General features: G+C 63.5%; 20 protein-coding genes. 13 read left to right on the top strand and 7 right to left on the bottom strand.

Annotated features, from left to right (window positions below; translation table 11 throughout):
- The first annotated feature begins 15 nt into the window (after nt 1-15).
- From E3T35_RS06025 to E3T35_RS06045, 5 genes are all read left to right on the top strand, one after another.
- Nucleotides 16-693, top strand: coding sequence for a TetR/AcrR family transcriptional regulator (locus E3T35_RS06025; protein WP_134378124.1), 678 nt, complete (start codon nt 16-18; stop codon nt 691-693).
- 185 nt (nt 694-878) lie between these two features.
- Nucleotides 879-1,784, top strand: coding sequence for an ABC transporter ATP-binding protein (locus E3T35_RS06030; protein WP_134346746.1), 906 nt, complete (start codon nt 879-881; stop codon nt 1,782-1,784).
- Complete coding sequence (locus E3T35_RS06035) at nt 1,781-2,470, top strand: ABC transporter permease (RefSeq protein ID WP_134378125.1); 690 nt, start codon at nt 1,781-1,783, stop codon at nt 2,468-2,470. The genes E3T35_RS06030 and E3T35_RS06035 overlap by 4 nt, the downstream gene beginning before the upstream one ends.
- A complete protein-coding gene (locus E3T35_RS06040) occupies nt 2,467-3,222 on the top strand; it encodes an ABC transporter permease (protein ID WP_134346748.1) in 756 nt (251 codons plus the stop codon). Before E3T35_RS06035 ends, E3T35_RS06040 begins: the two co-directional genes overlap by 4 nt.
- The gene (locus E3T35_RS06045; protein WP_134346749.1) at nt 3,206-4,129 is read left to right on the top strand and encodes an ABC transporter substrate-binding protein; all 924 of its coding nucleotides are present in this window, start codon (nt 3,206-3,208) and stop codon (nt 4,127-4,129) included. The genes E3T35_RS06040 and E3T35_RS06045 overlap by 17 nt, the downstream gene beginning before the upstream one ends.
- Before the next feature lie 11 nt (nt 4,130-4,140).
- Here the strand turns inward: E3T35_RS06045 and E3T35_RS06050 are convergent, their stop codons facing one another.
- On the bottom strand, nt 4,141-5,130 hold the full coding sequence (locus E3T35_RS06050; RefSeq protein WP_134346750.1) for a M56 family metallopeptidase: 990 nt from the start codon (nt 5,128-5,130) through the stop codon (nt 4,141-4,143).
- Between the two features lie 44 nt (nt 5,131-5,174).
- On the bottom strand, nt 5,175-5,561 hold the full coding sequence (locus E3T35_RS06055) for a BlaI/MecI/CopY family transcriptional regulator (protein ID WP_134346751.1): 387 nt from the start codon (nt 5,559-5,561) through the stop codon (nt 5,175-5,177).
- Between the two features lie 104 nt (nt 5,562-5,665).
- Here E3T35_RS06055 and E3T35_RS06060 point away from each other — a divergent pair, with 104 nt between their 5' ends.
- From E3T35_RS06060 to cydC, 4 genes are read left to right on the top strand one after another with little or no spacing between them, the layout of a single operon-like run.
- Complete coding sequence (locus tag E3T35_RS06060; protein ID WP_134378126.1) at nt 5,666-7,078, top strand: cytochrome ubiquinol oxidase subunit I; 1,413 nt, start codon at nt 5,666-5,668, stop codon at nt 7,076-7,078.
- A 12-nt stretch (nt 7,079-7,090) separates the two neighbouring features.
- Complete coding sequence (cydB, locus tag E3T35_RS06065) at nt 7,091-8,095, top strand: cytochrome d ubiquinol oxidase subunit II (protein WP_134346753.1); 1,005 nt, start codon at nt 7,091-7,093, stop codon at nt 8,093-8,095.
- A gap of 20 nt (nt 8,096-8,115) precedes the next feature.
- Nucleotides 8,116-9,792, top strand: a complete 1,677-nt coding sequence (gene cydD / locus E3T35_RS06070; protein ID WP_134346754.1) for a thiol reductant ABC exporter subunit CydD — start codon at nt 8,116-8,118, stop codon at nt 9,790-9,792.
- A complete protein-coding gene (gene cydC / locus E3T35_RS06075) occupies nt 9,785-11,482 on the top strand; it encodes a thiol reductant ABC exporter subunit CydC (RefSeq protein WP_134378127.1) in 1,698 nt (565 codons plus the stop codon). The genes cydD and cydC overlap by 8 nt, the downstream gene beginning before the upstream one ends.
- A gap of 4 nt (nt 11,483-11,486) precedes the next feature.
- Here cydC and E3T35_RS06080 read toward each other — a convergent pair whose 3' ends face one another.
- The gene (locus tag E3T35_RS06080; protein WP_092339791.1) at nt 11,487-12,122 is read right to left on the bottom strand and encodes a DedA family protein; all 636 of its coding nucleotides are present in this window, start codon (nt 12,120-12,122) and stop codon (nt 11,487-11,489) included.
- A gap of 87 nt (nt 12,123-12,209) precedes the next feature.
- Between E3T35_RS06080 and E3T35_RS06085 the strand changes: the two genes are divergently transcribed.
- The 4 genes from E3T35_RS06085 (at nt 12,210) to E3T35_RS06100 (ending at nt 17,980) form a co-directional block, all read left to right on the top strand.
- Complete coding sequence (locus tag E3T35_RS06085) at nt 12,210-13,643, top strand: anthranilate synthase component I family protein (RefSeq protein WP_134378128.1); 1,434 nt, start codon at nt 12,210-12,212, stop codon at nt 13,641-13,643.
- A 97-nt stretch (nt 13,644-13,740) separates the two neighbouring features.
- Nucleotides 13,741-16,326 (top strand): leucine--tRNA ligase, encoded by a 2,586-nt coding sequence (gene leuS / locus E3T35_RS06090; RefSeq protein WP_370449303.1) that lies wholly within the window; start codon nt 13,741-13,743, stop codon nt 16,324-16,326.
- 119 nt (nt 16,327-16,445) lie between these two features.
- On the top strand, nt 16,446-17,171 hold the full coding sequence (locus tag E3T35_RS06095; protein WP_134378130.1) for a helix-hairpin-helix domain-containing protein: 726 nt from the start codon (nt 16,446-16,448) through the stop codon (nt 17,169-17,171).
- On the top strand, nt 17,168-17,980 hold the full coding sequence (locus E3T35_RS06100; RefSeq protein ID WP_134378131.1) for a hypothetical protein: 813 nt from the start codon (nt 17,168-17,170) through the stop codon (nt 17,978-17,980). The genes E3T35_RS06095 and E3T35_RS06100 overlap by 4 nt, the downstream gene beginning before the upstream one ends.
- A gap of 169 nt (nt 17,981-18,149) precedes the next feature.
- On the opposite strand, the gene E3T35_RS06105 is transcribed toward E3T35_RS06100, so the two are convergent.
- The 4 genes from E3T35_RS06105 to E3T35_RS06120 are packed head-to-tail and all read right to left on the bottom strand — an operon-like array spanning nt 18,150 to nt 24,755.
- A complete protein-coding gene (locus E3T35_RS06105; protein WP_134378132.1) occupies nt 18,150-18,902 on the bottom strand; it encodes a hypothetical protein in 753 nt (250 codons plus the stop codon).
- Nucleotides 18,899-20,092 carry a GIY-YIG nuclease family protein gene (locus tag E3T35_RS06110; protein WP_134378133.1) on the bottom strand — a complete coding sequence of 398 codons (1,194 nt, stop codon included), beginning with the start codon at nt 20,090-20,092 and terminating at the stop codon, nt 18,899-18,901. Before E3T35_RS06110 ends, E3T35_RS06105 begins: the two co-directional genes overlap by 4 nt.
- The gene (locus tag E3T35_RS06115) at nt 20,089-22,059 is read right to left on the bottom strand and encodes a DEAD/DEAH box helicase (RefSeq protein ID WP_134378134.1); all 1,971 of its coding nucleotides are present in this window, start codon (nt 22,057-22,059) and stop codon (nt 20,089-20,091) included. The genes E3T35_RS06110 and E3T35_RS06115 overlap by 4 nt, the downstream gene beginning before the upstream one ends.
- Nucleotides 22,056-24,755 (bottom strand): DNA methyltransferase, encoded by a 2,700-nt coding sequence (locus E3T35_RS06120; protein WP_134378135.1) that lies wholly within the window; start codon nt 24,753-24,755, stop codon nt 22,056-22,058. Before E3T35_RS06120 ends, E3T35_RS06115 begins: the two co-directional genes overlap by 4 nt.
- Nucleotides 24,756-24,773: the final 18 nt, after the last annotated feature.

Consider the following 24,773-nt stretch of genomic DNA (forward strand, 5'->3'; position numbering starts at 1 on the left):
CTTCAAGGGGGATAAATGTCGCTTGGTGGCCTATTGGGTGAAGAGACCGGTGCAGCACTTCAGCAAGTGCGCACCGAGCCGATTCAGCAGCGCAGCGCTGCACGTCTGTCCGGTTTGCTCGATGCGGCCGCCGCCGTTGTGGACGAGGTCGGTTTCGACCGCATCACGACCGCGATGATCGCGGAACGCGCCGGTGCATCCATCGGAACGGTGTATCGCTACTACCCGGATCGGGTTGCTGTACTGCACGCCCTGCACGAGCGTGCCGTGGTGCGCTTTCGGCAGCGCGTGGTCGATGAGCTCGGCGCTAGCACCCTCACTTCCTGGTGGGACGCGGTGGACTGCGTCGTGACGGCTTTTGTCTGCCTGTACCGCTCCGAACCAGGCTTTCGTATCGTGAACTTCGACGACCGCGACGCCGCTCCCGCCGCTGACGCGGTAGCGGATGCCGACTTCTTCGCCCGCCGCCTGGCTGACGTGCTCGTCAACGAGTTCGATCTGCCGGCCGGCGAGGCCCTGATTTTTCGACTCGAAGTCGCCGTCGAGATGGCCGACGCGCTGCTCGCCCGCGCCTTCCACACCGATCCGCTCGGTGACGAGCGTTTCATCGCCGAGTGCCGCCTGGTTCTGCGCGACTACCTCGATCGTTTCTACGGCCCGCAAGCACTGAACCTGCTGGCAACCGCGTCCTAACGGGCGTCACACGCCGGGCGACCCACTGGGTCGCCCGGCTTTCTTGGGTTTGTGGGCCTCGCGTGTTCGCTGTTGGATAAATCTTTTGTGAGCCAGCGTTTTGCCTGTCGCTTCGAATAGTGATTGGCTTAGCATCTGGTTTGTGTTGACCCGACCTGAACTGATGCGAGGAGCGAGCCACCAGGATGATTGAATTCCACTCGGTGACGAAACGGTTCCCCGACGGCACCCTTGCCGTCGATGATTTCAGCCTCGTTCTGCCCTCGCACAAGACCACCGTGTTCGTCGGAACGTCCGGGTCGGGGAAAACAACCCTGCTACGCATGATCAACCGCATGGTTGATCCGACCAGCGGGTCGATCGAGATCGACGGAGCCGATATCGGTACCCTCGAGCCGGTCAAGCTGCGGCGCGGCATCGGCTACGTTATGCAGAACTCAGGGCTGCTTCCCCACCGCAGGGTCATCGACAACGTCGCCACGGTGCCGATGCTGCGTGGAATGTCAAAGAAGAAGGCCCGTGACGAAGCTCTCCAGCTGCTCGACACGGTCGGACTGGACCGTTTACTCGCCAACCGGTATCCCAGCCAGCTCTCCGGCGGCCAGCAGCAACGCGTCGGCGTGGCGCGCGGCCTCGCCGTCAACCCCAATATTCTGCTCATGGACGAGCCATTTGGTGCGGTGGACCCGATCGTGCGCGCCGAACTGCAGCAGGAACTGCTGCGATTGCAACGGGAATTGGGCAAGACCGTGGTCTTCGTCACCCACGATATTGACGAAGCCTTTCTGCTCGGCGATCAGGTGGTCATTCTGCGCACCGGCGGCAAGGTGGCCCAGGTCGGCTCACCCGCGGAGATCCTGGCGAACCCCATTGACGAGTTCGTGGCAACGTTTGTCGGCGCCGATCGCGGCAAGCGATCCCTGCACCTCGAGAACCACGGCGATGGCGACATCGTGGTTGACGAGACCGGTCGTCTGGCCGGCGTTCTCGTAGGCTCCGGCCCTTCAGCGTCGCCGTCAACTGTCAGCTCAGAGTCAAAGGCCGGCCCTCGCGGACCGGGTGCTTCGGCGCAGGGTGGGGATTCGCGGTGACCTGGATCTGGTCGAATCTTGACCTCATTTGGGATCGCACGTTCGATCACCTCATCCTCAGCGTGCCCTCGATCATTCTTAGTTTCCTCATGGCCCTCCCGTTCGGTTGGCTGGCTCACCGGTATCGGGCGAGCCGGGCGGTGATCCTCACCACGGTCGGATTGCTCTACGCAATTCCGTCGCTGCCGCTGTTCATCGTGCTGCCCTTTATCGTGGGTACCAGCATCCGCTCGCCGTTGAACCTCATCATCGCGCTGACCCTCTATGGGGTGGCTCTGATGGTGCGGGTGGTAGCGGATGGTCTCGGTTCCGTCGACCGCGACGTGCAGCAGTCCGCGACCGCCGTCGGCTTTTCCGGCTGGACGTCCTTTTGGCAGGTTGAGCTGCCGCTGGCCGGCCCCGTGCTGCTGGCCGGGCTGCGCGTCGTAGCCGTCAGCACGGTGAGCCTGGCCACGGTCGGCGCCGTGATCGGCGCCCAGAGCCTCGGCAGCCTGTTCACCGACGGGTTTCAACGGGGAATCCAGGCGGAGATCATCGCGGGTATCCTTGCCACCGTGCTGCTGGCCCTGGCCCTCGACGCCGTGCTCGTCCTGATCGGGCGACTGCTGATGCCGTGGACCAGGCGCAGCGCGATCGGCGTCGTCGCTCGACCCGGTGCTGTCGCGCGACAGGAGGTCACCACGTGAGCTTTCTGACCGAAACCCTGGCCTGGCTGGTCGATCCCGCAAACTGGGTCGGCGCCGGCGGGATTCCTACCCGCCTCGCCCAGCACCTGCTGTTCACGCTCGTGACCCTGCTCGTCGCCGCGCTGATTGCCGTACCGATCGGCTTTTTGATCGGCCATACCGGCCGCGGCCGCGGACTGGCCGTGGCACTGTCGGGCGCATTCAGAGCCATTCCTACCCTGGGCCTGCTCACCCTGGTGGCCCTCTGGGTGGGCATCGGCCTGAACGCCCCGTACGTGGCCTTGACCGTGCTAGCCATCCCGCCCATTCTTGCTGGTGCCTATACCGGTTTCGAGGCAATTGATCGCAAGATCATCGATGCCGCACGGGCCGTGGGCATGTCCGAGGCCCAGATCGTGCTGAAGGTCGAGCTGCCGCTCGGGCTGCCCCTGCTCATCGGAGGGCTTCGCTCGGCAACCCTGCAGGTGGTGGCCACGGCTACTCTGGCCGCCTACATCGCTAATTTCGGCCTCGGTCGGTACCTCTTTGAGGGACTGCGAATCCGCGATTACGGCGAGATGCTCGGCGGATCGATCCTGGTGATCCTGCTGGCGATCGTGCTCGAGGGCGTGTTCGCCCTCGTGCAAAAATTGGTTGTTCCCCGCGGCGTCACAGCGGGACTCCCCACAGACATCCGCGACGGGTCATCCCGATCCCGCCCGGTGATGGAATCCACCATCGAGGAAGGAAACAGTCATGTTCACAGCGAATAGAGGCCGGCTCACGCTCATCGGCGTGGTCGCGGTTGGGGCCGTCGTAGCCCTTGCAGGGTGTGCGTCGGGGGACCCCCTGGCGGAACCATCGAGTAGCGCCGGCGGCTCCACCATCGTGGTCGGCTCGCAGGCGTACTACTCCAACGAGATCATCGCCGAAATTTACTCCCAGGCGCTTGAGGCCGGCGGTTTCACCGTTGACCGACAGTTCCAGATCGGCCAGCGCGAGGTCTACCTGCCCGATATCGAGGCCGGCAAGATCGACGTGTTCCCCGAGTACACCGGAAGCCTGCTGCAGGCCCTCGACAAGGCCGCCGTCGGCGGCACCAGCGACGCGACCTACGCTGAGCTCCAGACAGCCTTGCCCGACGACCTTCGGGTTCTTGACCAGGCCGGAGCATCCGACCAGAACTCCTGGACGGTCACCGCCGACTTCGCGAGCAAGTACGACCTCACCGATATCGCTTCCCTGACCAACGTCACCGAACCGATCACAGTCGGCGGCAACTCGGAGCTCGAGACCCGGCCGTACGGGCCGACTGCCCTGAAGGACAAGTACGGCATCAGCATCGCGGGGTTCGTACCGGTCGAGGACAGCGGCGGACCGCTGACCGTCAAGGCCCTGGTCGACGGTGATATCCAGCTCGCCAACATCTACACGGCCGACCCGAACATCAAGACCAACAACCTGGTCGCCCTCTCCGACCCCGACGGACTGTTCTTCCCGGACAACGTCGTGCCGGTCGTCTCCCAGAAGATCGACGACAGCGCGGCAGCGATCCTCAACAAGGTCAGTGCCGCGCTGACGGCAGACACCCTCGTTGACCTGAACGCCCAGAGCAAGAACGACCAGCTCTCGGCGGACAAGATCGCGACGGCCTGGCTGACCAAGGCAAAGCTGATCTAGTTGCGGCAGTTCTAGGCACCGAACAGGATGAGGGCCGGCCCGACCAGGAGCACCGCCGACACGGTGAGTGCTCCGGCCGTGGCCGTGTAGTGCAGCGGCACGGTTGGATTAACCAGCCGCGCCACTCGCGGCAGGATCTGGTGCGCCGGGTGCTCGGGTTCGACCGCGAGTTCCCGGTTACGGTCTGAAGCGGATGCGGTGGCTTGCGCCGCAGCATCCGCTTCTTTGTCTGGTGGGGGAGTAGCGCCGGCCAGGGTGAAACCGACGAGAGCGATCGCGCGGGCCAGGGTCTGGTCGTCAACGATGCGGCGGGCATGATCGTCGGCGAGCATCTCGACCAGCAGGGCGACGGCATTTTCGGCGCGGTTGGCGATGGGGAACCACGGTAGCGCGCTGTGCCAGCTTTTGAAAGCGAGCAAGACCAGGTGGTGCTGCTGTACGAGGTGCGCCTGCTCGTGCGCGATCACGGCACGCACCTGGTCGGCGTCGAGCAGCCGGAGCAGGCCATTGGAGAGTACCGTCGCCGACTGTCCGGCCCCGGGCAGGCAGTAGGCGACTGGCGCCGGATGGTCGATGACCCGCATGCCAGGCTGACCGTGCAGGGGATCGCTGAGCAGGGCAATGAGGGTGTGGTGATGTCGGCGCTGCCGCTCGGCGCGGACGAACGTCGCGAGCAGGTTGAGCAGGAGGTGACCACCGAGCAGAATGGCCGCGCCGATGGCGAGCATGTGGGTGAAGCTCGTTCCATCGGGAAGCGTGCCGGCCGTGAGGTTGCCGCCGAGTGCGACCAGACTCTGGGCAAGGGTGGTGCCGAATGGGGTCAGGCCGTAGAGCAGCAGTGACCCGATCATGGACATGCCGCCGGACAACGCGATGGCCTGCCAGAGCACCAGTGCCACACCGGGGGAGCGCGCGGGCCAGCGCGACCGCCCCAGCAGGAGCGGAACGGGCCAGGCCAGCAGCACGGCGATGGTACCCAGGAGCAGGGCGGCGATGGTCACGCGCGTGGTCGGGTGGTCAGGGACGCAGCGTCAGGCACGCAGTGTCAGGCATTGTCGGACGGCGCAACGCCGAGGAGGTGCCGCAGGGTCTCAGCTTCCTGCGGCGAAACGGAACCGATGAACCGGGCCAGGGCTGCCTGGCGATCGGGCACCTGCCCGAGCACCTCGTGCATGAGGCCAGCGGTGTGTTCGGCGCGGGTCATTACGGCGGAATAGGCGTGCGGACGCACGCTGCGATCGCGCGTGACGAATGCCTTCGTTTCCAGCCGGGACAACACCGTCAAAACGGTCGTCGTCGCCAGCGGCTTGCCCGGCGTGGCTGAAGCTGCGGGCCGCAGCAGAGCATCCTTGAGTTCGTTCGCTGTCAACGGTGCCGTGGAGTCCCACAGGATATCCATCATTAACCGTTCGAGCACACCCAAATTTCCCATGTTGTTAATATTACGTCGCGAAACTGTGTTTTCTACACAGTGTAGAAGAGTAATCTTCTACGTAGCGTAGAAAATGGGCGCTGCACAATAATGCTGGAGGGCATATGAACGAGTGGTTGGATCCTTTACTCCTGTCACGGTGGCAATTCGGTCTCACGACCGTGTACCACTTTCTTTTCGTCCCGCTCACGATCGGTCTGGCCCTCACGGTCGCGATCTTTCAAACGGCCTGGGTACGTACCGACAAGGCTAAATATCTGCAGCTGACGCATTTCTTCGGCAAGATCTTTCTGATCAACTTCGCCATGGGCGTCGTGACTGGCATCGTGCAGGAATTTCAGTTCGGCATGAACTGGTCGGACTACTCGCGTTTCGTCGGTGACGTTTTTGGCGCTCCGCTCGCCTTCGAGGGGATTGTCGCCTTCTTCCTCGAAGCTACGTTCGTTGGCCTCTGGATCTTCGGCTGGGACAAACTACCCAAGAAGATTCACCTCGCCACGATCTGGCTCACCGCGATCGGTTCGATCGCGTCGGCCTACTTCATCCTCGCCGCGAATGCCTTCATGCAGAACCCGATCGCCTACACGATCAACGAGGAAAAGGGGCGTGCCGAACTCACCAGCATCTGGGAACTGCTCACCAACCCCATTGCCCTCGCCGCCTTCCCGCACACGATTTTCGCCTGCTTCATGGTCTCGGCCGGACTCATCATCTCGGTAGCTGCCTGGCACCTGTACCGCAACCAACACCTCGACACCATGCGTCCGACGCTCAAGTTCGGCCTCTGGATGATGGTCATCGCCGGCGTGCTCACGACACTCGCCGGAGACCAGCTGGGCCTGGCCATGGTTGAGGCCCAGCCGATGAAGATGGCCGCTGCCGAAGCGCTGTACCACACGGCGACCGGTGCCAACGCGAGCTTCTCCATCTTCACCCTTGGTACGCCGGACGGCGTGCACGAGTTGTTCTCCGTGCGCGTTCCCTACCTGCTCTCCTTTCTATCGACCCACACCTTTGACGGCACGGTCGAGGGCATCAACAACCTGCAGTCGCAGTACGTCACCCTGTACGGCCCCGGCGACTACACCCCGACCATCTGGATAACCTACTGGGCGTTCCGCTGGATGATCGGCCTCGGTCTCGCGCACATGCTCGTTGCCGTCGTCGGCCTGTGGCTGACCCGCAAGGGGCGCAGCCCGAAGCGCACCTGGGTATGGAAGGTCGCGATCTGGAGCTTCCCTTTCTCCCTGCTCGCGATGAGCGTCGGCTGGGTGTTCACCGAAATGGGTCGCCAACCCTGGCTCGTGTTCGGAATGCTCAAAACCGAAGACGGCGTCTCGCCCGGCGTCAGCGGCGTGGAGATTCTGATCTCGCTGATCGCCTTCACCCTGCTCTACGGAATTCTCGCGGTAGTCGAGTTCCGACTCATCCTCAAGGCCGTTCAGAAAGGCCCGGACGATGCACCGGTACCCGACGCCGAATCCGGCGAAGTCACGCACGCTGCCACGGTCTACTAACAGGAATACACAATGGATCTCACAATTCTCTGGTTCTGGATCATCGCTGCGTTGTTCATCGGGTACTTCGTGCTCGATGGCTTCGACTTCGGGGTCGGAATGTCCCTGCCATTTCTCGGCAAGGACGACACCGATCGCCGCGTTCTCATCAACACCATCGGCCCGGTCTGGGACCTCAACGAAACCTGGGTCATCGTCGCCGGCGCCTCACTCTTCGCAGCGTTCCCCGAGTGGTACGCGACCATGTTCAGCGGCTTCTACTTGGCTCTGCTGCTCATTCTCGTTGCACTGATTCTGCGCGGTGTGTCCTTTGAATACCGCCACCAGCGCCCCGAATCCACCTGGAAGAAATGGTTCGACGGCATGATCATCGTCGGTTCGGCCGTTCCGGCGCTGCTCTGGGGTGTCGCCTTCGCCAACGTCGTGCGGGGCGTCAAACTCGACGTCAACCACGACTACATCGGCACCTTCTTCGACCTGCTGAACCCGTACGCCCTGCTCGGCGGCGTCACCACGCTGCTGCTGTTCTTCGTGCACGGGGTCGTCTTCGTCTCGCTCAAGACCGAGGGCGACATTCGGGTTCGGGCGCGAAAGCTCGCCACCAAGGCCGGAATCGTGACGATAGTGGTCGCGGCCAGCTTCCTGGTGTGGACAACCTTCGCATATGGCACCGTGGCATCCGCTATCTTCGCCGCTCTGGCCGCTGTGGCGCTGATCGCCTCCTTCCTGGCCAACCTGCGCGGTGCCGAACGGCTCGCGTTCGGCCTGATGGCCGCCACGATCGGTCTCGCCGTGCTCACCCTGTTCGCCTCGCTGTTTCCCGACGTCATGCCGGCCAGCAACGACGCGGCGAACAGCCTGACCATCACGAACGCCTCCTCGTCGACCTACACGCTCGGTGTGATGAGCTGGACCGCACTGATCGGCATGCCCGTCATCCTGCTCTACCAGGGCTGGACCTACTGGGTGTTCCGCAAGCGCATCGGCCGGGCGCAGATTGAGGTCGCCGTACACTAGCGCTGTGGCAGACTGAGCCAGTGCGCCCCCTCGATCCTCGCCTTCTTCGTTACGCCCACGCAGCGCGCCGATTTCTTCTGATCGGCGCGCTGCTGGGCTTCGCGCAAACCCTCGTCGTCATCGCGTTCGCCTGGCTGCTGACCCGGGCGATCACGCTCACGGTCGCGGGGGAGCCCCTGAGCACGATCATGCCGACCCTGGCCGCCCTCGCCGGGGTCGTTGTGCTGCGCTCGGTGCTCATCTGGCTGCTCGAAGTGGCGGCCAACCGCGGTGCCGCCCAGGTCAAGAGCCAACTGCGGGCCCGCGTCATGGCCAAGCTCGCCGAACGCGGCCCCGACTGGGTCGCCTCCCAGCAGAGCGCTCGCCTGTCGACCGTCGTCACGACCGGTCTCGACGCCCTCGACAACTACTTCGCCCGCTACCTGCCGCAACTGTTGCTGACCATGATCGCCACACCGATCCTGATCGCGGTCATCCTCTGGCAAGACCTCGCGAGCGGCCTCACGGTCATCATCGTGATTCCGCTGATTCCCGTCTTCATGATTCTCATCGGCAAGGTCACCCAGTCGGTGCAGCAGGAACAATGGCAGGCGCTGCAGCGCCTCTCCACCGGATTTCTGGACGTGGTCGGGGGCCTCGGCACCCTCAAGATCTACGGTCGGGAACGACGCCAGTTCGACCGGATCCGTTCCATTACCGAGGAATATCGCACCCGCACCATGAAGGTGCTGCGCGTCTCGTTCCTCAGTGGCTTCGTGCTCGAACTCGCCGCGAGCCTCTCGGTCGCCCTCCTCGCCGTGTCGATCGGCCTGCGGCTCATCGACGGTGCCCTGCTGCTCGGAGTCGGTCTGTTCGTTCTGCTCCTCGCCCCGGAGGCGTTTCTGCCGCTGCGCCAGGTGGGCGCACAGTTTCACGCTGCCGCCGACGGGCTCGCGGCCGCCGAAGAGCTGTTCACCATTCTCGACGATGACTCCGTCGCGACGGTCTCGGCTGTCTCGACAGCGGATGCCGCGGCCGGCGCCGGTCTCGTAGCACCCCACGCGGGTCAACTCGGGCAGGCAGCCGGCGCCCTTCGTCTGGCGGGTGTCACCGTTCGGCGGGGCGACTCCGTGGTGATCCACCAGTTGCACGCGGAATTTGCCCCCGGCCAGCTGAGCGTGCTGCGCGGAGTCAGCGGGGTCGGCAAGTCGACCCTCGTAGCCGCCCTGCTCGGCTTCGTGCCGTATACCGGTACCCTCACGCTCGGCGGCGAGGCCGTCACGGCCGGCGCGCCGCGCCCCTGGCTGGCCTGGTCCGGCCAGCGGCCGGGCCTGTTCCGCGGAACGGTGGCCGAGAATGTGGCGCTGGGGGCGGCATCCGCTGAACCCGGCCTGATCGTGCAGGCCCTCGACTGGGCGGGAGCCGCCGAGGTGTTGCCCAGCAACGTTCTCGGGGTGAACGGCGACGGGCTCTCCGGCGGCCAGGCGCAACGCGTCGGCGCGGCCCGCGCCATCTACCGTGCGCTGGCGACCGAGTGCCACGTGCTGATTCTCGACGAACCGAGCTCAGCGCTCGACTCCGACGCCGAAGCCGGTCTGCTGGCCGGCCTCCGCCACCTCGCCGACCAGGGACGCGTCGTGATCGTCGTCAGTCACCGGCCGGCCGTCGTCGCTGCCGCAGACCACGTGATCGAATTGCAGGAGCTCATCCATGTCTGACGTCACCACGGCTTCCCGCGACGTGCTGCGCCTCGCCCAGCCGCGCCCGCGCTGGTTTGCCCCCGGGCTGCTGGCCGGCATCGGGAGCGCCGTCATGGCCGTGGCGCTGCTCGCCTGCTCAGCCTGGCTGATCACCCGCGCGGCCGAGATGCCCTCGCTGGCGTTTCTCGGCCTGGCCGTCGTGGGCGTGCGTGCCTTCGCCATCTTTCGCTCCGTGCTGCGCTACCTGGAACGCCTGACCAGCCACGATGCTGCCTTCCGGCAGCTGGCCGAACTGCGGTTGGGCATCTTTCGCCGCATCGTTCCGGTAGCACCGGCGGGCTTGGCGAGCACCGGTCGCGGCGACCTGCTGACCCGTCTGGTGCGTGACGTCGACGACCTGCAGGACCTCCCACTGCGCGTCGTACAGCCCCTGCTGGTGGCCGGCGTCACCGCGGGGCTCAGCGTGATCGGCATCTGGCTGATCCTTCCGCTGGCCGGCCTCACCCTGCTCGTCTGCCTGCTCCTGGCCGGGGTGCTCGGAACCGTGCTGCCTCGCAGCCTGGCCGCTCGGGCCGACCGCGAGCTCGCCCCGCTCCGCGGTGCCCTCGCCGACGAAGTGCTCGAAATCGCCCTGAACCTCGATGTGCTCACCGCCTTCGACGCCCTCAGCCCGCGCCTGGCGCAGCTCGCACGCACCGATGAGCGCCTGCGGCGCGCCACGCTGCGCCGGTCGGCCGGGGTGGGCGTGCAGTCCGCCGTCGTGGCCCTGTTCGCCGGAGCAGCAACGCTCGGCGCGCTCTACTTCGGGATCCCAGCGCTCGAGAGCGGGGGTGGGCTGCTCAGCCCGGACCTGCTCGTGCCGACCCTCGTCGTCGCCGTGCTCGTGCCGATGGCCGTGTTCGAGGTGTTCGGCATGATTCCCCTCGCGGCCGGGGCCTGGCGTCAGGTGCGGGTCAGCGCGCGTCGCGTCGCCGACGTCGTTCCGCAGGCTGTGCCCGCCGAAATTCCCGTCGACGTGGTGAACCCGCAGGAGCTTTTTTCTCCCGACCAGGCCCTCGGCCCGGTCGTACTGGAACTGACCGATCTTGGCGCGCGCTGGCCCGGCCAGGTCGACGCTGCTGTGGCCGGCGTGACCCTGCGACTCGCGCCGGGGGACCGCGTGCACCTTGCCGGCCCAAGCGGCGCCGGCAAGACGACTCTCGCCCAGACGCTCGTGCGCTTTCTGGATTACACCGGTTCCTACCGGCTGAACGGGGTCGAGGCGCGCCTGCTGGCCCAGGATGAGGTGCGACGCGTGGTCGGACTGTGCGAGCAGCGACCCTGGTTGTTTGACGACAGCATCCGTCAGAATTTGCTGTTCGCCCGCGACACGGCCACTGACGCCGAACTCGAGGCTGTGCTCGCCCGCGTCGGCCTGGCCGCGTGGGCTGCCCAGCGCGGCGGACTCGAGGCCCGGGTGGGCGAGCGCGGCGCGCTCGTCTCCGGTGGACAGGCCCAGCGCATCGCCCTCGCCCGGGCCCTGCTAGCCGATTTTCCGGTGCTCATCGTCGACGAGCCCACGGCCAACGTCGACAGTGCGGGGGCGGATGCCCTCGTGCGCGACATTCTGACGGCCGCCGCCGACGCGCACCGTGCCGTGCTGCTCATTTCGCACACCCCCGTACCGGACGAGCTCGTAACAGCGCGGGTGACCCTGCCGGGCCGATAAGACGTCAGTCCATGTGGCGCTGTTCGCGTCGGTGCAGCCACTTCTTGATCAGGAACACCGCGAGGACGAACAGCGCGATCACGCCGACGAACAGGTAGCCGGCGAAGTGCAGCCGGCCGCTCAGCTCGCGGTAACCGCCGGCCGCCGCCGACCCCACGCTGACATAGGCGAGGGACCAGATGACGCAAGCCGGCACGGTCCAGGCCATGAAGGTTCGGTAGCGCATGCGACTCGCGCCGACGGTGACCGGAATCAGTGAGTGCAGCACCGGCAGAAATCGGGAGATGAACACGGCGACACCGCCGCGCCGGTCGAGGTAATTCTCGGCGCGAATCCAGTTAGGTTCGCCGATACGTCGGCCGAGTCTGCTGCCGCGAATGAACGGTCCGAAGTGATGTCCGAGGGCAAAGCCGATGCTTTCCCCGGCCAGGGCGCCGACGATCACGGCCGCCACAAGCGTGATGAACTCGACCGGGCCGTCGACCGCCGTGCTGGCCACAATGACGATCGTGTCGCCGGGAACGACAAGTCCCACCAGCACCGAGGTCTCCAGGAGCATGCCCAAAAAGGCCAGAAGCGTTCGAATGACCGGGTCGACGCCGGAGACGGTGTCGAGGATCCACGTGAGGATGTCATTCATTTCGCCCAGCCTACGTGCTCGGCGCGATTCAACAAGTCGCGCTGGCCGCCTTCGGGTACGGGCACCGTGCAAAGCTAGGCTGTTCTGGTGACCGGCCCCGTGCAGAGCAGACTCCTAAGTAGCTGGACGGACCCCGCGACGGCTTTTGCGGCCCTCTATTCCGACGCTCCCTACGCGTTCTGGCTCGATGCCGGCCCGGGCGCTCGCACCGGTGTCAGCTACCTCGGCGCAGCCTCGCCCCGCTCCCGGTTCGTGACCGCGTCGGTGATCGAGGGAACGGTCACGTCCGTCTTTCCAGCGGATGCTGCGCCGCCGGTCGTCACGCAGGAGACCGTTTTCGAGTTCCTCCGCCGCGACCTGGCCGATGATGAAACGTCGAGCCTCTCTGGGATCGAGGGGTTCGACCTCGGCTGGGTCGGCTGGCTCGGCTACGAACTCGGCGCGCACACCGTCGGCACGCCCGTGCACGAATCGCGCTACCCGGATGCTGCCCTGCTGGAGGTCGACCGGATGATCCGGTTCGACCACGACTCCCGCACCGTGACGCTTGTGGCGAGCCGGGGCGCGGATGATTCGAGCTCGGCTGATCCCAGCTCGGTCGTGACCGAGTGGTTCGACCAGACCGCCGCAGCACTGGCGGCGAGCCCGCGCGGGCTCGCCGCCAGTGCGGCCGTGCCCCGGGCATCCGCCGCTTCAGCGCACTGGAGGCACGACGAAACCGAGTATGCCGCGCTGATCGAGACCTGTTTGGCGGCCATCCACGATGGCGACGCATACCAGTTGTGCCTGACCAATGAGATTCGGGTGCCGGGCCAGTGGCACCCGATCGAGACCTACGGCGTGCTGCGGGCCGGCAGCCCCAGCCACCACGGCGGCGTGCTGCGCTTCGGTGACCTGGCGCTGCTCAGCGCGAGTCCGGAGCAGTTTTTGCACGTGGGCCGGGATCGACGCGTGCGTACCAAGCCGATCAAGGGCACGAGGCCGCGCTCGAAGGAGCCCGGCGAGGACGAGCGGCTGAAAGTCGAACTTGCCCAGAGCGACAAGGAACGTGCCGAAAACCTGATGATCGTCGATCTCATGCGCAACGACCTCGGACGCATCGCCGAGCTCGGCACCGTGGCGGTGTCCAGCCTGCTCGCGGTGGAGAGCTACCCACACGTGCACCAGCTGGTCAGCACCATCGAAGCGCTTCTGTCACCGGGCGTCACGGTGGTCGACGCCATCCAAGCGTGCTTTCCGGCCGGGTCCATGACGGGCGCACCGAAGCGGAGCGCGATGACCATTCTGGACTCGCTGGAGACCGGGCCGCGGGGCGTCTACTCCGGGGCGTTCGGCTATATCGGGCACGGCGGCGTCGCCGACCTGGCCATCGTCATCCGCAGTATCGTGCTCGATTCATGCTGGGCCAGCATCGGCACGGGCGGCGGAATCACGGCCCTCTCCAACGCCGCCGACGAGATCGAGGAGACCCGAATCAAGGCGGCCGCCCTGCTTGCGAGCCTCGGTGTCGCCTGGCCCTAGTAATCTAGACCTTGTACACGTGCGCTTCGTCGCGCGTGCGCCCGAGCGAATGCTCCCGCATCGATCATGTTCAACCCCTGCAATGAATGAGAGTCACGTGGCACACGAGCACGAAAGCGTACGCATTGACGCGCGCGATGAGAGCGGCGAAGAAGTGTACGACTTCGCGGCGATCCAGGCGAAGTGGCAACCCATTTGGGAAGAGCTGGCCCCGTTCAAGACGAGCGGCGAGGGTGACACCCGTCCGCGCAAATTCGTGCTCGACATGTTCCCGTACCCCTCGGGCGACCTGCACATGGGCCACGCCGAGGTCTACGCGCTCGGAGACGTCGTCGCCCGCTACTGGCGCCACCAGGGCTTCAACGTGCTGCACCCGATCGGCTGGGACTCCTTCGGGCTACCCGCCGAGAACGCCGCCATCAAGCGCGGCATCGACCCGCGCGGCTGGACCTACGACAACATCGCGCAGCAGAAGAAGAGCATGAAGCTCTACGCGACCAGCTTCGACTGGGATCGCGAACTGCACACGAGCGACCCCGAGTACTACAAGTGGACCCAGTGGCTGTTCCTGCAGCTCTACAAGAAGGGCCTGGCCTACCGCAAGGACAGCTGGGTCAACTGGGACCCGATCGACCAGACCGTGCTCGCCAACGAGCAGGTGCTGGCCGACGGCACGAGCGACCGCAGTGGCGCCGTCGTGGTCAAGAAGAAGCTCACCCAGTGGTACTTCAAGATCACCGACTACGCCGACCGCCTGTTGGATGACCTCAACCAGCTCGAGGGCACCTGGCCGGCCAAGGTGCTCAACATGCAGCGCAACTGGATCGGCCGCTCCATCGGAGCGGATGTCGACTTTGCGATCGAGGGCCGCACCGAGCGCGTCACCGTGTTCACGACCAGGCCCGATACGCTGTTCGGCGCGACCTTCATGGTCGTCGCCCCCGATTCGGATCTCGCCGCCGAACTGGTGGCCGACTCCTCACCTGCGGTGCAGGAAGGCTTCCAGGAGTACCTCGTGCAGGTGCAGCGCAGCACAGAGATCGAACGTCAGGCCACCGACCGGCCCAAGACCGGCGTGTTCCTCGGCCGCTACGCGACCAACCCGGTCAACGGCGAACGCCTGCCCATCTGGGCGGCCGACTACGTGCTGGCCGATTACGGCACCGGGGCGATCATGGCCGTGCCGGCGCACGACCAGCGCGACCTCGACTTCGCCCGCGCCTTCGACCTGCCCGTGCGGGTCGTCGTCGACACCAATTCTCCGGCCACCGGCATGATCCCGGTGATCACCCAGGGCATGATCGACGGCACCGAGGAGCTGCCCTCGCTCGACCCGCTCAGCACCGGCATCGCCTTGGCCGGTGAAGGCCGGCTGATCAACTCGGGCCCGCTCAACGGCCTGAGCAAGATCACCGCGATCAAGCGCATCGTCGAGCAGCTCGCCGCCGACGGCTTGGGCCGCGCGGCCAAAAACTATCGTCTGCGCGACTGGCTGGTCTCCCGCCAGCGCTACTGGGGCGCTCCGATCCCGATCATCCATGGCGCCGACGGCACCGAGATCCCGGTGCCCGAAGACCAGCTGCCGGTGCTGCTGCCGCCCGCTGAGGGCCTCGACCTGAAGCCGCGGGGCACCTCACCGCTCGGCGGAGCGACCGACTGGGTCAATGTGCCCAACCCGATCGACGGCACGCCAGCCCGCCGCGATGCCGACACCCTGGACACCTTCGTCGACAGCTCCTGGTACTTCCTCCGGTTCCTGAACCCGCAGGACGACACCAAGGCCTTCGACCCGAAGGAGGCCGAGAAGTGGGCGCCGGTCGACCAGTATGTCGGCGGTGTCGAGCACGCCATTTTGCATCTGCTGTACGCGCGCTTCATCACAAAGTTTCTGTTTGATGAGGGCTATGTGAGCTTCACCGAGCCGTTTACCGCGCTGCTCAATCAGGGCATGGTCATTCTCGACGGCGCCAAGATGAGCAAGAGTAAGGGCAACCTGGTCTACTTCACCGAGGAAATCGAACGCCACGGCGTCGACGCCGTTCGCCTGACGATGGCCTTCGCCGGCCCGCCGGAAGACGATATCGACTGGTCCGACGTGTCCCCGGTCGGCTCGGCCAAGTTTCTGGCCCGCGCCTGGCGCGTCGCCCGCGACGTCACCAGTGCCCCCGACGTGGAATGGAAGACGGGCGACCTCACCCTGCGCCGCGTCACCCACCGCTTCCTCTCCGATGCGCCTGGCCTGGTCGAATCGTTCAAGTTCAACGTGGTCGTCGCTCGACTGATGGAACTGGTCAACGCCACCCGCAAGGTCATCGACACCGGCGCCGGGCCGGCGGATGCCGCCGTGCGCGAAGCCGCCGAGGCCACCGCCATGGCGCTGAACCTGTTCGCCCCCTACACAGCTGAGGACATGTGGGCTCACCTCGGCTACGAGCCGTGCATCGCCCTCGTGCCGTGGCGCAAGGCCGAACAGACCCTGCTCGTGCAGGAATCGGTGACGGCGGTCGTTCAGGTGGACGGCAAGATGCGCACCCTTCTCGAAGTCTCGCCGAAAATCTCCGGCGAAGACCTCGAGAAAATGGCGCGGGACGCGGCCGCGGTCATCCGCTCGATCGGTGATCGCGAGATCATCAAGGTGATCGTGCGCGTGCCGAAGCTCGTTTCGTTCGTCACGCGCCCGTAGGGCGCAGCGACAGACCGGCCCCGGTCGGGGCGTCCTCCACAGGGCTGCCCTTGGCCGGGCTGTGCACAGATCGGGTGACCGGCGGCAAGTGGATTCTGCGCGCGGCCTAGCCTGCCATCATGCAGCCCGACCGTTCCCCCTTCGACCTGGAGCGCCTCGCCCCCGCTGCCCGCGGGCGCCCCCGCCTTCGGGTCGGCGTCGGTGCGGCCGTTGTGTTGCTGCTGCTCGCCCTCATCGTGGCCGTCATCGTGTCGGCCATCGGCCAGCAGGCCGGTCAGCGCACCGTCGGCATCGGATCGGCGGCGATACCATCGGGTTCGACCTCGACCTTTGAGCCGTTCGACGCGGGTGCGAGTGCAGCGCCGAGCGACACCGGCGCTGGCGGGGGCGGCGCCATCATTTTCGTGCACGTCCTCGGAGCGGTGGCCCAGCCCGGACTGTTTCAGCTGCGCGATGGTGCCCGGGTCATGGATGCGATTGCCGCTGCCGGCGGTTTGACCGCCGAGGCTGATCCGGCCGGAGTGAACCTGGCCCGCATCGTCGGTGACGGCGAGCAGTTCTACGTTCCCCGGCAGGGCGAGGTGCCGCCGGCGCTCCCGGCGCTCCCGGCGGCAGGCGCGACCGGAGGCGGCGGCGGGGGTGGTGCCCCAGCGGCCAAGGTGAACCTCAACACGGCCACGGTGGCCGACTTGGATTCCCTGCCCCGCATCGGCCCCACTATGGCGCAGCGCATCATCGACTACCGCACCAAGAACGGCCGGTTCGCCAGCGTCGACGGGCTCCGCGACGTCACCGGGATTGGCGACAAAACCTTCGAGGCTCTCAAAGACCTCATCACGGTATGAACCTCGACCTGCGGCTGGCGGTTCCGGCCCTCGCCGTATGGCTGACGGCCGGCCTCCTGATTGGAACTCCCGAGGCGGTCGGGGTCGTTGCTGTGACGCTCTGGCTGCTCGCTGGCGGCTGCACCGCCCTACTCGTCCTCAGTCGGATGCCGCGGCGCGGCCAGTGGCCGGGGGCCCCGCGGGCCGGGCGGTGGCAGACCCTCGGTGGCACCCTGGTGCTCTGCTGTACCGGCGCGGCGCTCGTGGCCACCGCCGTCGGTGTCTGGGCACCGGTGCGACTGCCATCCGAGGTGCGGGGCGCTGCCGAATCGCACGCGGCGATCACGGCCACCATCACCGTGTGGTCGGTTCCGGTGGCGGCCAAGGCGTTCATCGGCAGCGGAACTTCGGGGCGGGTACGCTTTAAGGCCACGCTCACGCAGCTTGAGAGCCGGGGCGAGACCACGCCCGTCTCGAGCCCGGTCGTGGTCTTTGCCGAAGCGTCCCGGAGCGGGGCTGAACCAGAGATCGGTTCGAGCCTCGTGGTGCGCGGCACGCTGCGCACGACCGAACCGGGCGATGCCACGGTCGCCCTGCTGTTTGTGAACGAAACGGCGCGCGGTGTCGCCCCGCCGCCGTGGTGGTTGCAGTGGGCCAACGAGTTGCGGGCCCGGTTCAAGACAGCGGCGACGAGCCTCGCCGGCGACGGGGGAGACCTGTTGCCCGGCCTGGCTATCGGTGACACGAGCGCGGTCAGCCCCGGCCTGGATACCGCGATGAAAACCAGCTCACTCAGCCACCTCACCGCGGTATCCGGGGACACTGTTTGAATATAAGGTGGGTGATAAATTTGTTGCCCTGACTGGGATCCAGCAGGGATGCGCTGCATTCTGACCGGGAATAATGTTGGCGTCTCGGGTGGGCGAGCAGGCACGGAGAGACGGATGACGTCTGCAATATTGTCTGCAAGGGTCTCTCAGTTTCGCTAGCTGAAACTACCTATTCAGTTGAGCCGACGATCGTATCCACTTCAGCGAGAACTGCGGCAACGTCAGATTGGCTGAGTTCATCGACAAAGAATATTCGGCTACCGATCTTATTCAGCGAGGTCCCAATGATCAGACCTCGTTTACGATCTGCGATCCAAAATCGATCGTGGAAATCGTTGGACTCAACTACGTTGACCTCTAGATCTCGGCCTTGAGCATGTAGATGCTCGAGAACAGCCGTCCGTACTGTTTCATCATTCTGAGAAGGACTCACGACAGTTGTGAGGCGCAGGCCATCTTTCAAAGCGGGTGAAAGCATTCTCGCTACCGAGGCGGCGTAATCTTGGCTGTCTCGCTTCCGGGAGCTTGTGTACAGATATGGATCTGTGATGACCAGCTCCCCGATAGGGGCCAGCCCCTGAAGGCGGCCTGCCATTCGTTGTTCCGCTGTCTTCGGAGGCTCCTTAGGGGAGACGTCTTCCTGGAGCCAGACCATATTCAAGAATGATCCAGGCCCTCGGTCAACTAGTTGTTGTTGGATTTGTTCGATTGAATAGTCGGCTCGTCGGAACAGCATTCGATACCCAAGCTCATCCGCGTGTGACACAAGCTTGAGAGCATCCGTGTGAGTAAGCGGCGGATCGAACTGGTACGAATTCCAGGCATCAAGGTGCCGAAATTCCCCGTCATCCTCATAGCTCACGGGCTCGGTCGCCGACGTTGAATTTGTACCGTCGCTGCCATCACCAAGTGAATTGTTCATGCTTGGGCCCCCACTAATCTCTGCAGCGTCCTGTCGTACACGTGGTCGGTGATCTCGCCGGACATGATCATGGCGACAGCCGTATTGATCGTTTCCAGTGGTACAGCAAACCACTCCGAGGGATCGTAGTCGCGACCCTTCTGGTCGATCTGCGTCAGATCGAGGCGCACCTCGGCAAACACCCGATGCAGCAAGTGCTCGAGCCAGGATGCCCTTACGTTGTAGAGCCGGTAGTCCGCCAGCACCTTGACAGGGGCCATCAGATACGTGGGCGACTTCTCTGCGTTCTTGAGACGTTGTTCGACGCTGGTGGTCGAGAACCCGATCTTGTGCAGATCCTTCATTCCCGAAATCACAGGATCGTCGCTCAGCGAGCTCAGCACGTAGATGTGGCCGCTTTCGATGTCCGCATCGAGAATCTCAGCAGCATCGTGTCCCGTGCGAGCCAGTACCTGCCCCTGAGCCTCGTACAGGCGCGTCATGAGGCTCTGCTTGTACATCGCGGATTCTGTGCCGTTCTCAAAGACAACGCGCAGGCGCTGCTTCTGCTTCGGCTTGCCACCAACAACCAGATCCACATCTTCACCGACATCGGCCACGAAGCACATCACACCGTTGAGCACGAAGAAAACACCCTCTCGGATGAGATCCATGCCGGTGAACGGCATCAACTGGAACGTTCCGTCACTGAGTTCGGCATGTTTTGCCTTGAACAGAGGCTCGAAGAGGTCGAAGTCTTGGGCTTTCACTCGCTGAGCGACCGAGTCCGGCGATTCAGGGCGCCTGAGTACCGGAAGATCAGATACATCAAGGATGCCGCTTTCGTCGCCAAGCAAGTCGTCGAGATCGTCGTCGTTAAGGAGATCTTCGAGGGATGACGGTGCCTCGGGGACCTCAAGCATCTCGAACTCGTCGAGCGGCGTGAGCTCCTGAATCTTGGCCTCATCAGCAAGGATGCCATCGAGCCGGGCTCCGAGCTTGCGCTCAGCAATGTCACGGGTTGTGGCACTTGGCAAGCGTTCATGAGTCCTACGGAACTCCACGATCTCCAGGAACGCGCGCTGAAGCCGATCAGTCGCCGTTGCCTTCCTTGGCTTTTCTGGGACGTCCAGCAAGCCATCGAGGTCGTTGTCGATGAGGTCCTGTAGCGATGCTGGTGCAGTCTCGAACTCGTCTTCGTTCTCTGTCATTCGCCAGTCACCATCTCTGTTGATCGCTTCTCTGCCTCGAGCTTCTGCTTGGCTCGCTGGAGCCAGATCAGCGCGTCTGCGTAACGCTTTTCTGTCGGGTCTTCTGTGCGTGAGTCAGGTTTACGACCATTGACCTTGATCCAATTCTTGATCCGCGGTACCAAGGCGAGTGCCTCTTCCTCGGTGAACTCGATCCGCGTCGCCGAGATGGCATCGCTAATGATTCGCAGCACGTTGGTTGTGACCGATTTCGACATGACCTCGAAAGCCCGCTGGAATGGGTTGACAGAGTCGATGAGGTTGATATTGATCTCGTCGATGTTGACGAACTTCTCGCTCATCTTGATGAACCGCTGGTCACCGACAGTGCGCACTTCGCCGTTCTTGATCACCGAGTCGACGATGACCTGCTGGCGTACTTCTTCGACCTCAGTCTCGGTCAGGTCCGGGTACTTCTCTCGAATGATCTTCGGGATGAGTACCTTGTTCGTGGTCTCAGGGTCGACGCTGCCGGCTGCGGCACGAGCAAACGTATCATCCTGCAGGATCGTCGCCTTCAGGTCATTCAGGTCGGTGTCAACGATCTGCTTGACGCGGGCGGTCGAGGGCTCCTTGAACCCCTTGATGCGCAGCGTGCCTGGCTCAGGCGCATCACCCTGACGCTTGGTCTTGAAGGTGAAGTTCTGTGCCAGGACCTGCTCCATCAGCAGCGACGCTGTGATCGCCTTGAGCATGTTGTTCACCGACCCCTTGACCTCGCTCTGCGAGGCATCTGGCTCAGCGATGAGGTTTGTGAACTGCGCGTGCTCCTTGTTAGGGCTGTCACGGGTGACCCGGCCAATGATCTGGATGACCTCGGTCAGGGAAGCCCTGTACCCGACAGTGAGCGCGTGCTCTGCGAAGGGCCAGTCGAAGCCCTCTTTGGCCATACCGAGCGCGAGGATGATGTCCACCGCGTCACGCTGCTTCGACGCAATAGTCGAGAGGTAGTGCTGCGTATCGGCGCGCTGCTTTACGTTCGCATCGTCGACGAGGTCGGCGACGCGAAGGATCTCACCGGTGTCCTTGCGACGGATGCGAATGATGCCGGTGTCTGCCTCTGTGTCGACGACGTCACCGATGGCGTCGATGATGAAACCGACCTCTTCGATCTTGTCCTTAGTCGACTCGCCGGAATTGACGCTGGGGATGTGCAGGATCGTCTTCTTGTCTAGATCCAGCACCTCGCTAATAGCGTCTGTGTAACGCCCCTGGTAGAAGTGGTGACCGATACCCAGAGATTTCAGGTATTCATAGCCATTCAGCTGGTCGTAGTAATTGAACGTCACTGGTGTGAACTGTGCCTCATCGTCGGCCGACAGCACCGGCACAGAGTCGCCGCGGAAGTATGAGCCGGTCATGGCCACGATGTGCACGTCCGAGCCAGCCATGACGTCACGCAGCAATGCGCCGAGCCGGTTTGATTCGGTGTCTGCAGAGACGTGGTGGAACTCGTCGATGGCCAGCACAGTGCCGTTGAACGCCCCGGGTGCGAGCTTCTCGAAGGCGAACCGAAGCGTGGCGTGTGTGCACACCAGCGTCGCGTCCGGGCCGTTGAGGAACTCTACGAAGGCTTTGACCTTGCCAGATGATGACCCAGGCGTGCAGAGGTTGTGTTCGTCCTTGATCTCCCAGTCGGCGAAGAAGCCGTTCTTGGTCAGCGGCGTGGTGGCAAACGATGCACCGATGGACTTCTCGGGAACCGCGACGATGACCTTCTTGCGGCCCTGGTTGTAGAGCTTGTCGAGCGCCACAAACATCAGTGCACGTGACTTGCCCGATGCCGGGGGAGCCTTCACCAGCAGATGCTGGGCCTCACGCTTCTCGAAGACGCGTTGCTGCATCTCACGCATGCCCAGCGCATCGGTGTGCACCGATGCGCCTGTCTGGGCGTAGGTTACATCGACGACGTTCTCGCTTTTGGTCATTTATTCTTCCCCTTCGCGGCTTCGGCAGCCGTCATCTCCTCATACATAGCGAAGAGGTCTGACAATCGTTGTTCGTCGGTCTCGTAGCCGCGCTTCGAGTAGATCGAGTCGACCAGCGCATCGACCTCAGTGTGAGCCGCACGCAGATCCACTGGCATCTTGTCCGGGTCGTACAGCTCAGCCAGCGTCTGCTCGCAGTGGTACTCCCGCACATCGAGCAGCCGCAGGGCAGCGACCGTCAGCTTTTCCTTGGCTTTATCGGAGAGCGGTGGCATCGGGAGGTTGTTGTAGACGATGGTGTTGGAATACGAGAATCGCGTCTCTAAGCGGCCAGAAACCGCACGAGCCCACACCATGTGTATACGAGAGGTAAGGACCGAAAACACCCACGGATCAGCATCGTAAACAGCGTATACTCGATTATTTGGTACAATTTCTGGTCCCGCGTAATCCATCGGAATGTATTCTCTGTTTTCGGATGACACCGCCGGCACTAAAACGGCTTCACTAACGCGATAACTCCGTTGGACAAATCGGTGCGGTTGCGCAGCAAATGCTGCTGTGCTGGCAGCTTTACTGGACGAGCGTTCGAACGCGACTTTTTGAAGTCGTGATTCGATCACAGGGATGGCTCGGGCGGTGGTTGCCCGGCTGTCAGGAATCCACAAGCAATAGCGTTCCCCGCCATTTATCATCTCGGTTGAGCCCAAGTAGCGCTTAATGAATTCCTCGGACCGAGAGTCAGACTCAATCATCATCGAACGCTCGATCTCCGAGAGAATTAGTTCGCCGCCGTCGCGAGGCATCGAACCAAAAACCATGTCAGGTAGGGAACTCCCCAATGGAGTCTTTCGTCTTTCGATGGTGATAGCGGTCCCGTCCGCCAGATAGCCATTGATATTGTCTGCAGTAATTTGAACACCATCGGTGTAAATGTATCTGCCGCCTTCTCGAACTACTCGGAGGCTAATAACCGCAACTGTGACACCTGCATTTCGTTTGGCGTTATTTTCCCATTTAAACGAGGTGTAAGCGAACCCGATCTCGAGACCTTTTTCGAAGATCATCGGGAACATCAATCCGACGTGTTCCCCTTGCGCAACTGAGTTCGTAGTCACGAAGGCCAGTTCGGCACGCGTTTCCTCGATGTAGTCGGAGCCTTTGATGAACCAGAGGGCGATGTAGTCGAGATTTTTTGAGAACGGTCGCTGCCCAAATACGAAGGCGTAGTCGGCCTTCTGCTCTTTTGTCTGAACCTTTGCCCCGGCATACGGCGGATTCCCGATCAAGTAGATCTCACTGCCGTCGTTCGGGCAGACTTCGTTCCAGTCGACCCGCGTCGCGTTCCCGGCCTTGATCTGCCCTGTCTCCTTGAGCGGGATCAGTGGGATCGTAAGTGTGAACTTCTCCTTGAACTCGGCGTTCATCTGGTGCTTCGCGATCCAGAGCGACAGGATCGCCACCTCAACGGCAAAATCGTCGATCTCGATGCCGAAGAAGTTCTCGATGTTGATCCGCGACTCGGCGTAGAGCACCTGGTGCCTCTGGTCGAGCTCGGCCAGACGCTCGAGGATGCCATGCTCAAGCCTGCGTAGTTCCTTGTACGCGATGATGAGAAAGTTGCCTGACCCACAGGCAGGGTCAAAGACCTTTATCTCGCTGATCTGCTCCAGCAGTGCGCTCAGCTTCTTGGTGCTGTTATAACCAACTTCGAACTGCTCGCGCAGTTCGTCCATGAACAGCGGCTCGATCGTCTTGAGGATGTTCGGCACCGAGGTGTAGTGCTGGCCGAGGTCCGAGCGCTTGCCCGGTGTCACAATGGCCTGGAACATCGAGCCGAAGATGTCCGGGTTGATCTCACGCCAGATCAACGTGCCGAGTTCAATGAGCAACTGCCGTGCGGTCTTCGTGAACGCAGGCACGACCTCGTCGTCAGCCACCGTGAACAGTCGGCCATTCACGTACGGGAACGCCGCCAAGTGACGCGGCTTATCCTCAGCCCGCTCGGTATCAAGAGCCAGGAAGACGGCCCGGATGAACTCAGCGGTGTCAGAGCCATCAGTCTGAGTGTGTGAGCCGACGGCGTTGGTGAATTGGCTCTCGTCGAAGATCTCAGTGTCTTCGGCAAAGAAGCAGAACAGTAATCGCGTGAAGAACACGTTCAGCGAATGCCGACCGTTCGTCTGCTCCATGATGTCGGGGTTCGCCGTCATCAGCTCGTCGAAGAGCTTGCCCATGCGCTCGGCTGCCTTGACGTCAGCGATCTTTTCCGCGACGTACTGTGCCTTCTCCATTCCAGCCCAGGGAAGGAAGAAGGTGAAGTGCTTGTCGATCTCGCTGATCGGGAAACCGATGGTCTCGCCGACCTTTGTGTCCGTCGCGACAACCTCGTCGTAGTCGGTGACGATCACGAATCGCGGGTTGTATTTCACGACCACAGGTGACGTGCTCAGCTCATGGAGCTCCACCAGCGGGTCGCCAGCAGACTCGCGGAAGTAGAGGACGTTCTTCTGTGCGACCTCGCGCGTCGGGTCAGCTGCGACATTGAGGGACGTGCCGTTCTTGAGGCGGGTGACGTTTCCACGCGGCTTCCCATACGCAAGCAGCAGGTCAAAGATGAATTCGCGGTCGTATGACTCCCGGCCTGCGAGCGGAGCCACACGCTCTTCAACAGCCTTCAGATTGAGCTTCGCCATCGCTAGATCACCTTTTCT

The sequence above is a fragment of the Cryobacterium sp. TMT1-2-2 genome (assembly GCF_004403505.1).
GTDB lineage: Bacteria > Actinomycetota > Actinomycetes > Actinomycetales > Microbacteriaceae > Cryobacterium > Cryobacterium flavum.

What these genes read in the sequence shown, in the direction of transcription:
- E3T35_RS06080 (WP_092339791.1), bottom strand. Translation starts at nt 12,122, where the DNA reads ATGAATGACATCCTCACGTGGATCCTCGACACCGTCTCCGGCGTCGAC.
- E3T35_RS06105 (WP_134378132.1), bottom strand. Translation starts at nt 18,902, where the DNA reads ATGAACAATTCACTTGGTGATGGCAGCGACGGTACAAATTCAACGTCG.
- E3T35_RS06115 (WP_134378134.1), bottom strand. Translation starts at nt 22,059, where the DNA reads ATGACCAAAAGCGAGAACGTCGTCGATGTAACCTACGCCCAGACAGGC.
- E3T35_RS06060 (WP_134378126.1), top strand. Translation starts at nt 5,666, where the DNA reads ATGAACGAGTGGTTGGATCCTTTACTCCTGTCACGGTGGCAATTCGGT.
- cydB (WP_134346753.1), top strand. Translation starts at nt 7,091, where the DNA reads ATGGATCTCACAATTCTCTGGTTCTGGATCATCGCTGCGTTGTTCATC.
- E3T35_RS06030 (WP_134346746.1), top strand. Translation starts at nt 879, where the DNA reads ATGATTGAATTCCACTCGGTGACGAAACGGTTCCCCGACGGCACCCTT.
- E3T35_RS06055 (WP_134346751.1), bottom strand. Translation starts at nt 5,561, where the DNA reads ATGGGAAATTTGGGTGTGCTCGAACGGTTAATGATGGATATCCTGTGG.
- cydC (WP_134378127.1), top strand. Translation starts at nt 9,785, where the DNA reads ATGTCTGACGTCACCACGGCTTCCCGCGACGTGCTGCGCCTCGCCCAG.
- E3T35_RS06025 (WP_134378124.1), top strand. Translation starts at nt 16, where the DNA reads ATGTCGCTTGGTGGCCTATTGGGTGAAGAGACCGGTGCAGCACTTCAG.
- E3T35_RS06045 (WP_134346749.1), top strand. Translation starts at nt 3,206, where the DNA reads ATGTTCACAGCGAATAGAGGCCGGCTCACGCTCATCGGCGTGGTCGCG.
- E3T35_RS06120 (WP_134378135.1), bottom strand. Translation starts at nt 24,755, where the DNA reads ATGGCGAAGCTCAATCTGAAGGCTGTTGAAGAGCGTGTGGCTCCGCTC.
- E3T35_RS06095 (WP_134378130.1), top strand. Translation starts at nt 16,446, where the DNA reads ATGCAGCCCGACCGTTCCCCCTTCGACCTGGAGCGCCTCGCCCCCGCT.
- E3T35_RS06110 (WP_134378133.1), bottom strand. Translation starts at nt 20,092, where the DNA reads ATGACAGAGAACGAAGACGAGTTCGAGACTGCACCAGCATCGCTACAG.
- E3T35_RS06100 (WP_134378131.1), top strand. Translation starts at nt 17,168, where the DNA reads ATGAACCTCGACCTGCGGCTGGCGGTTCCGGCCCTCGCCGTATGGCTG.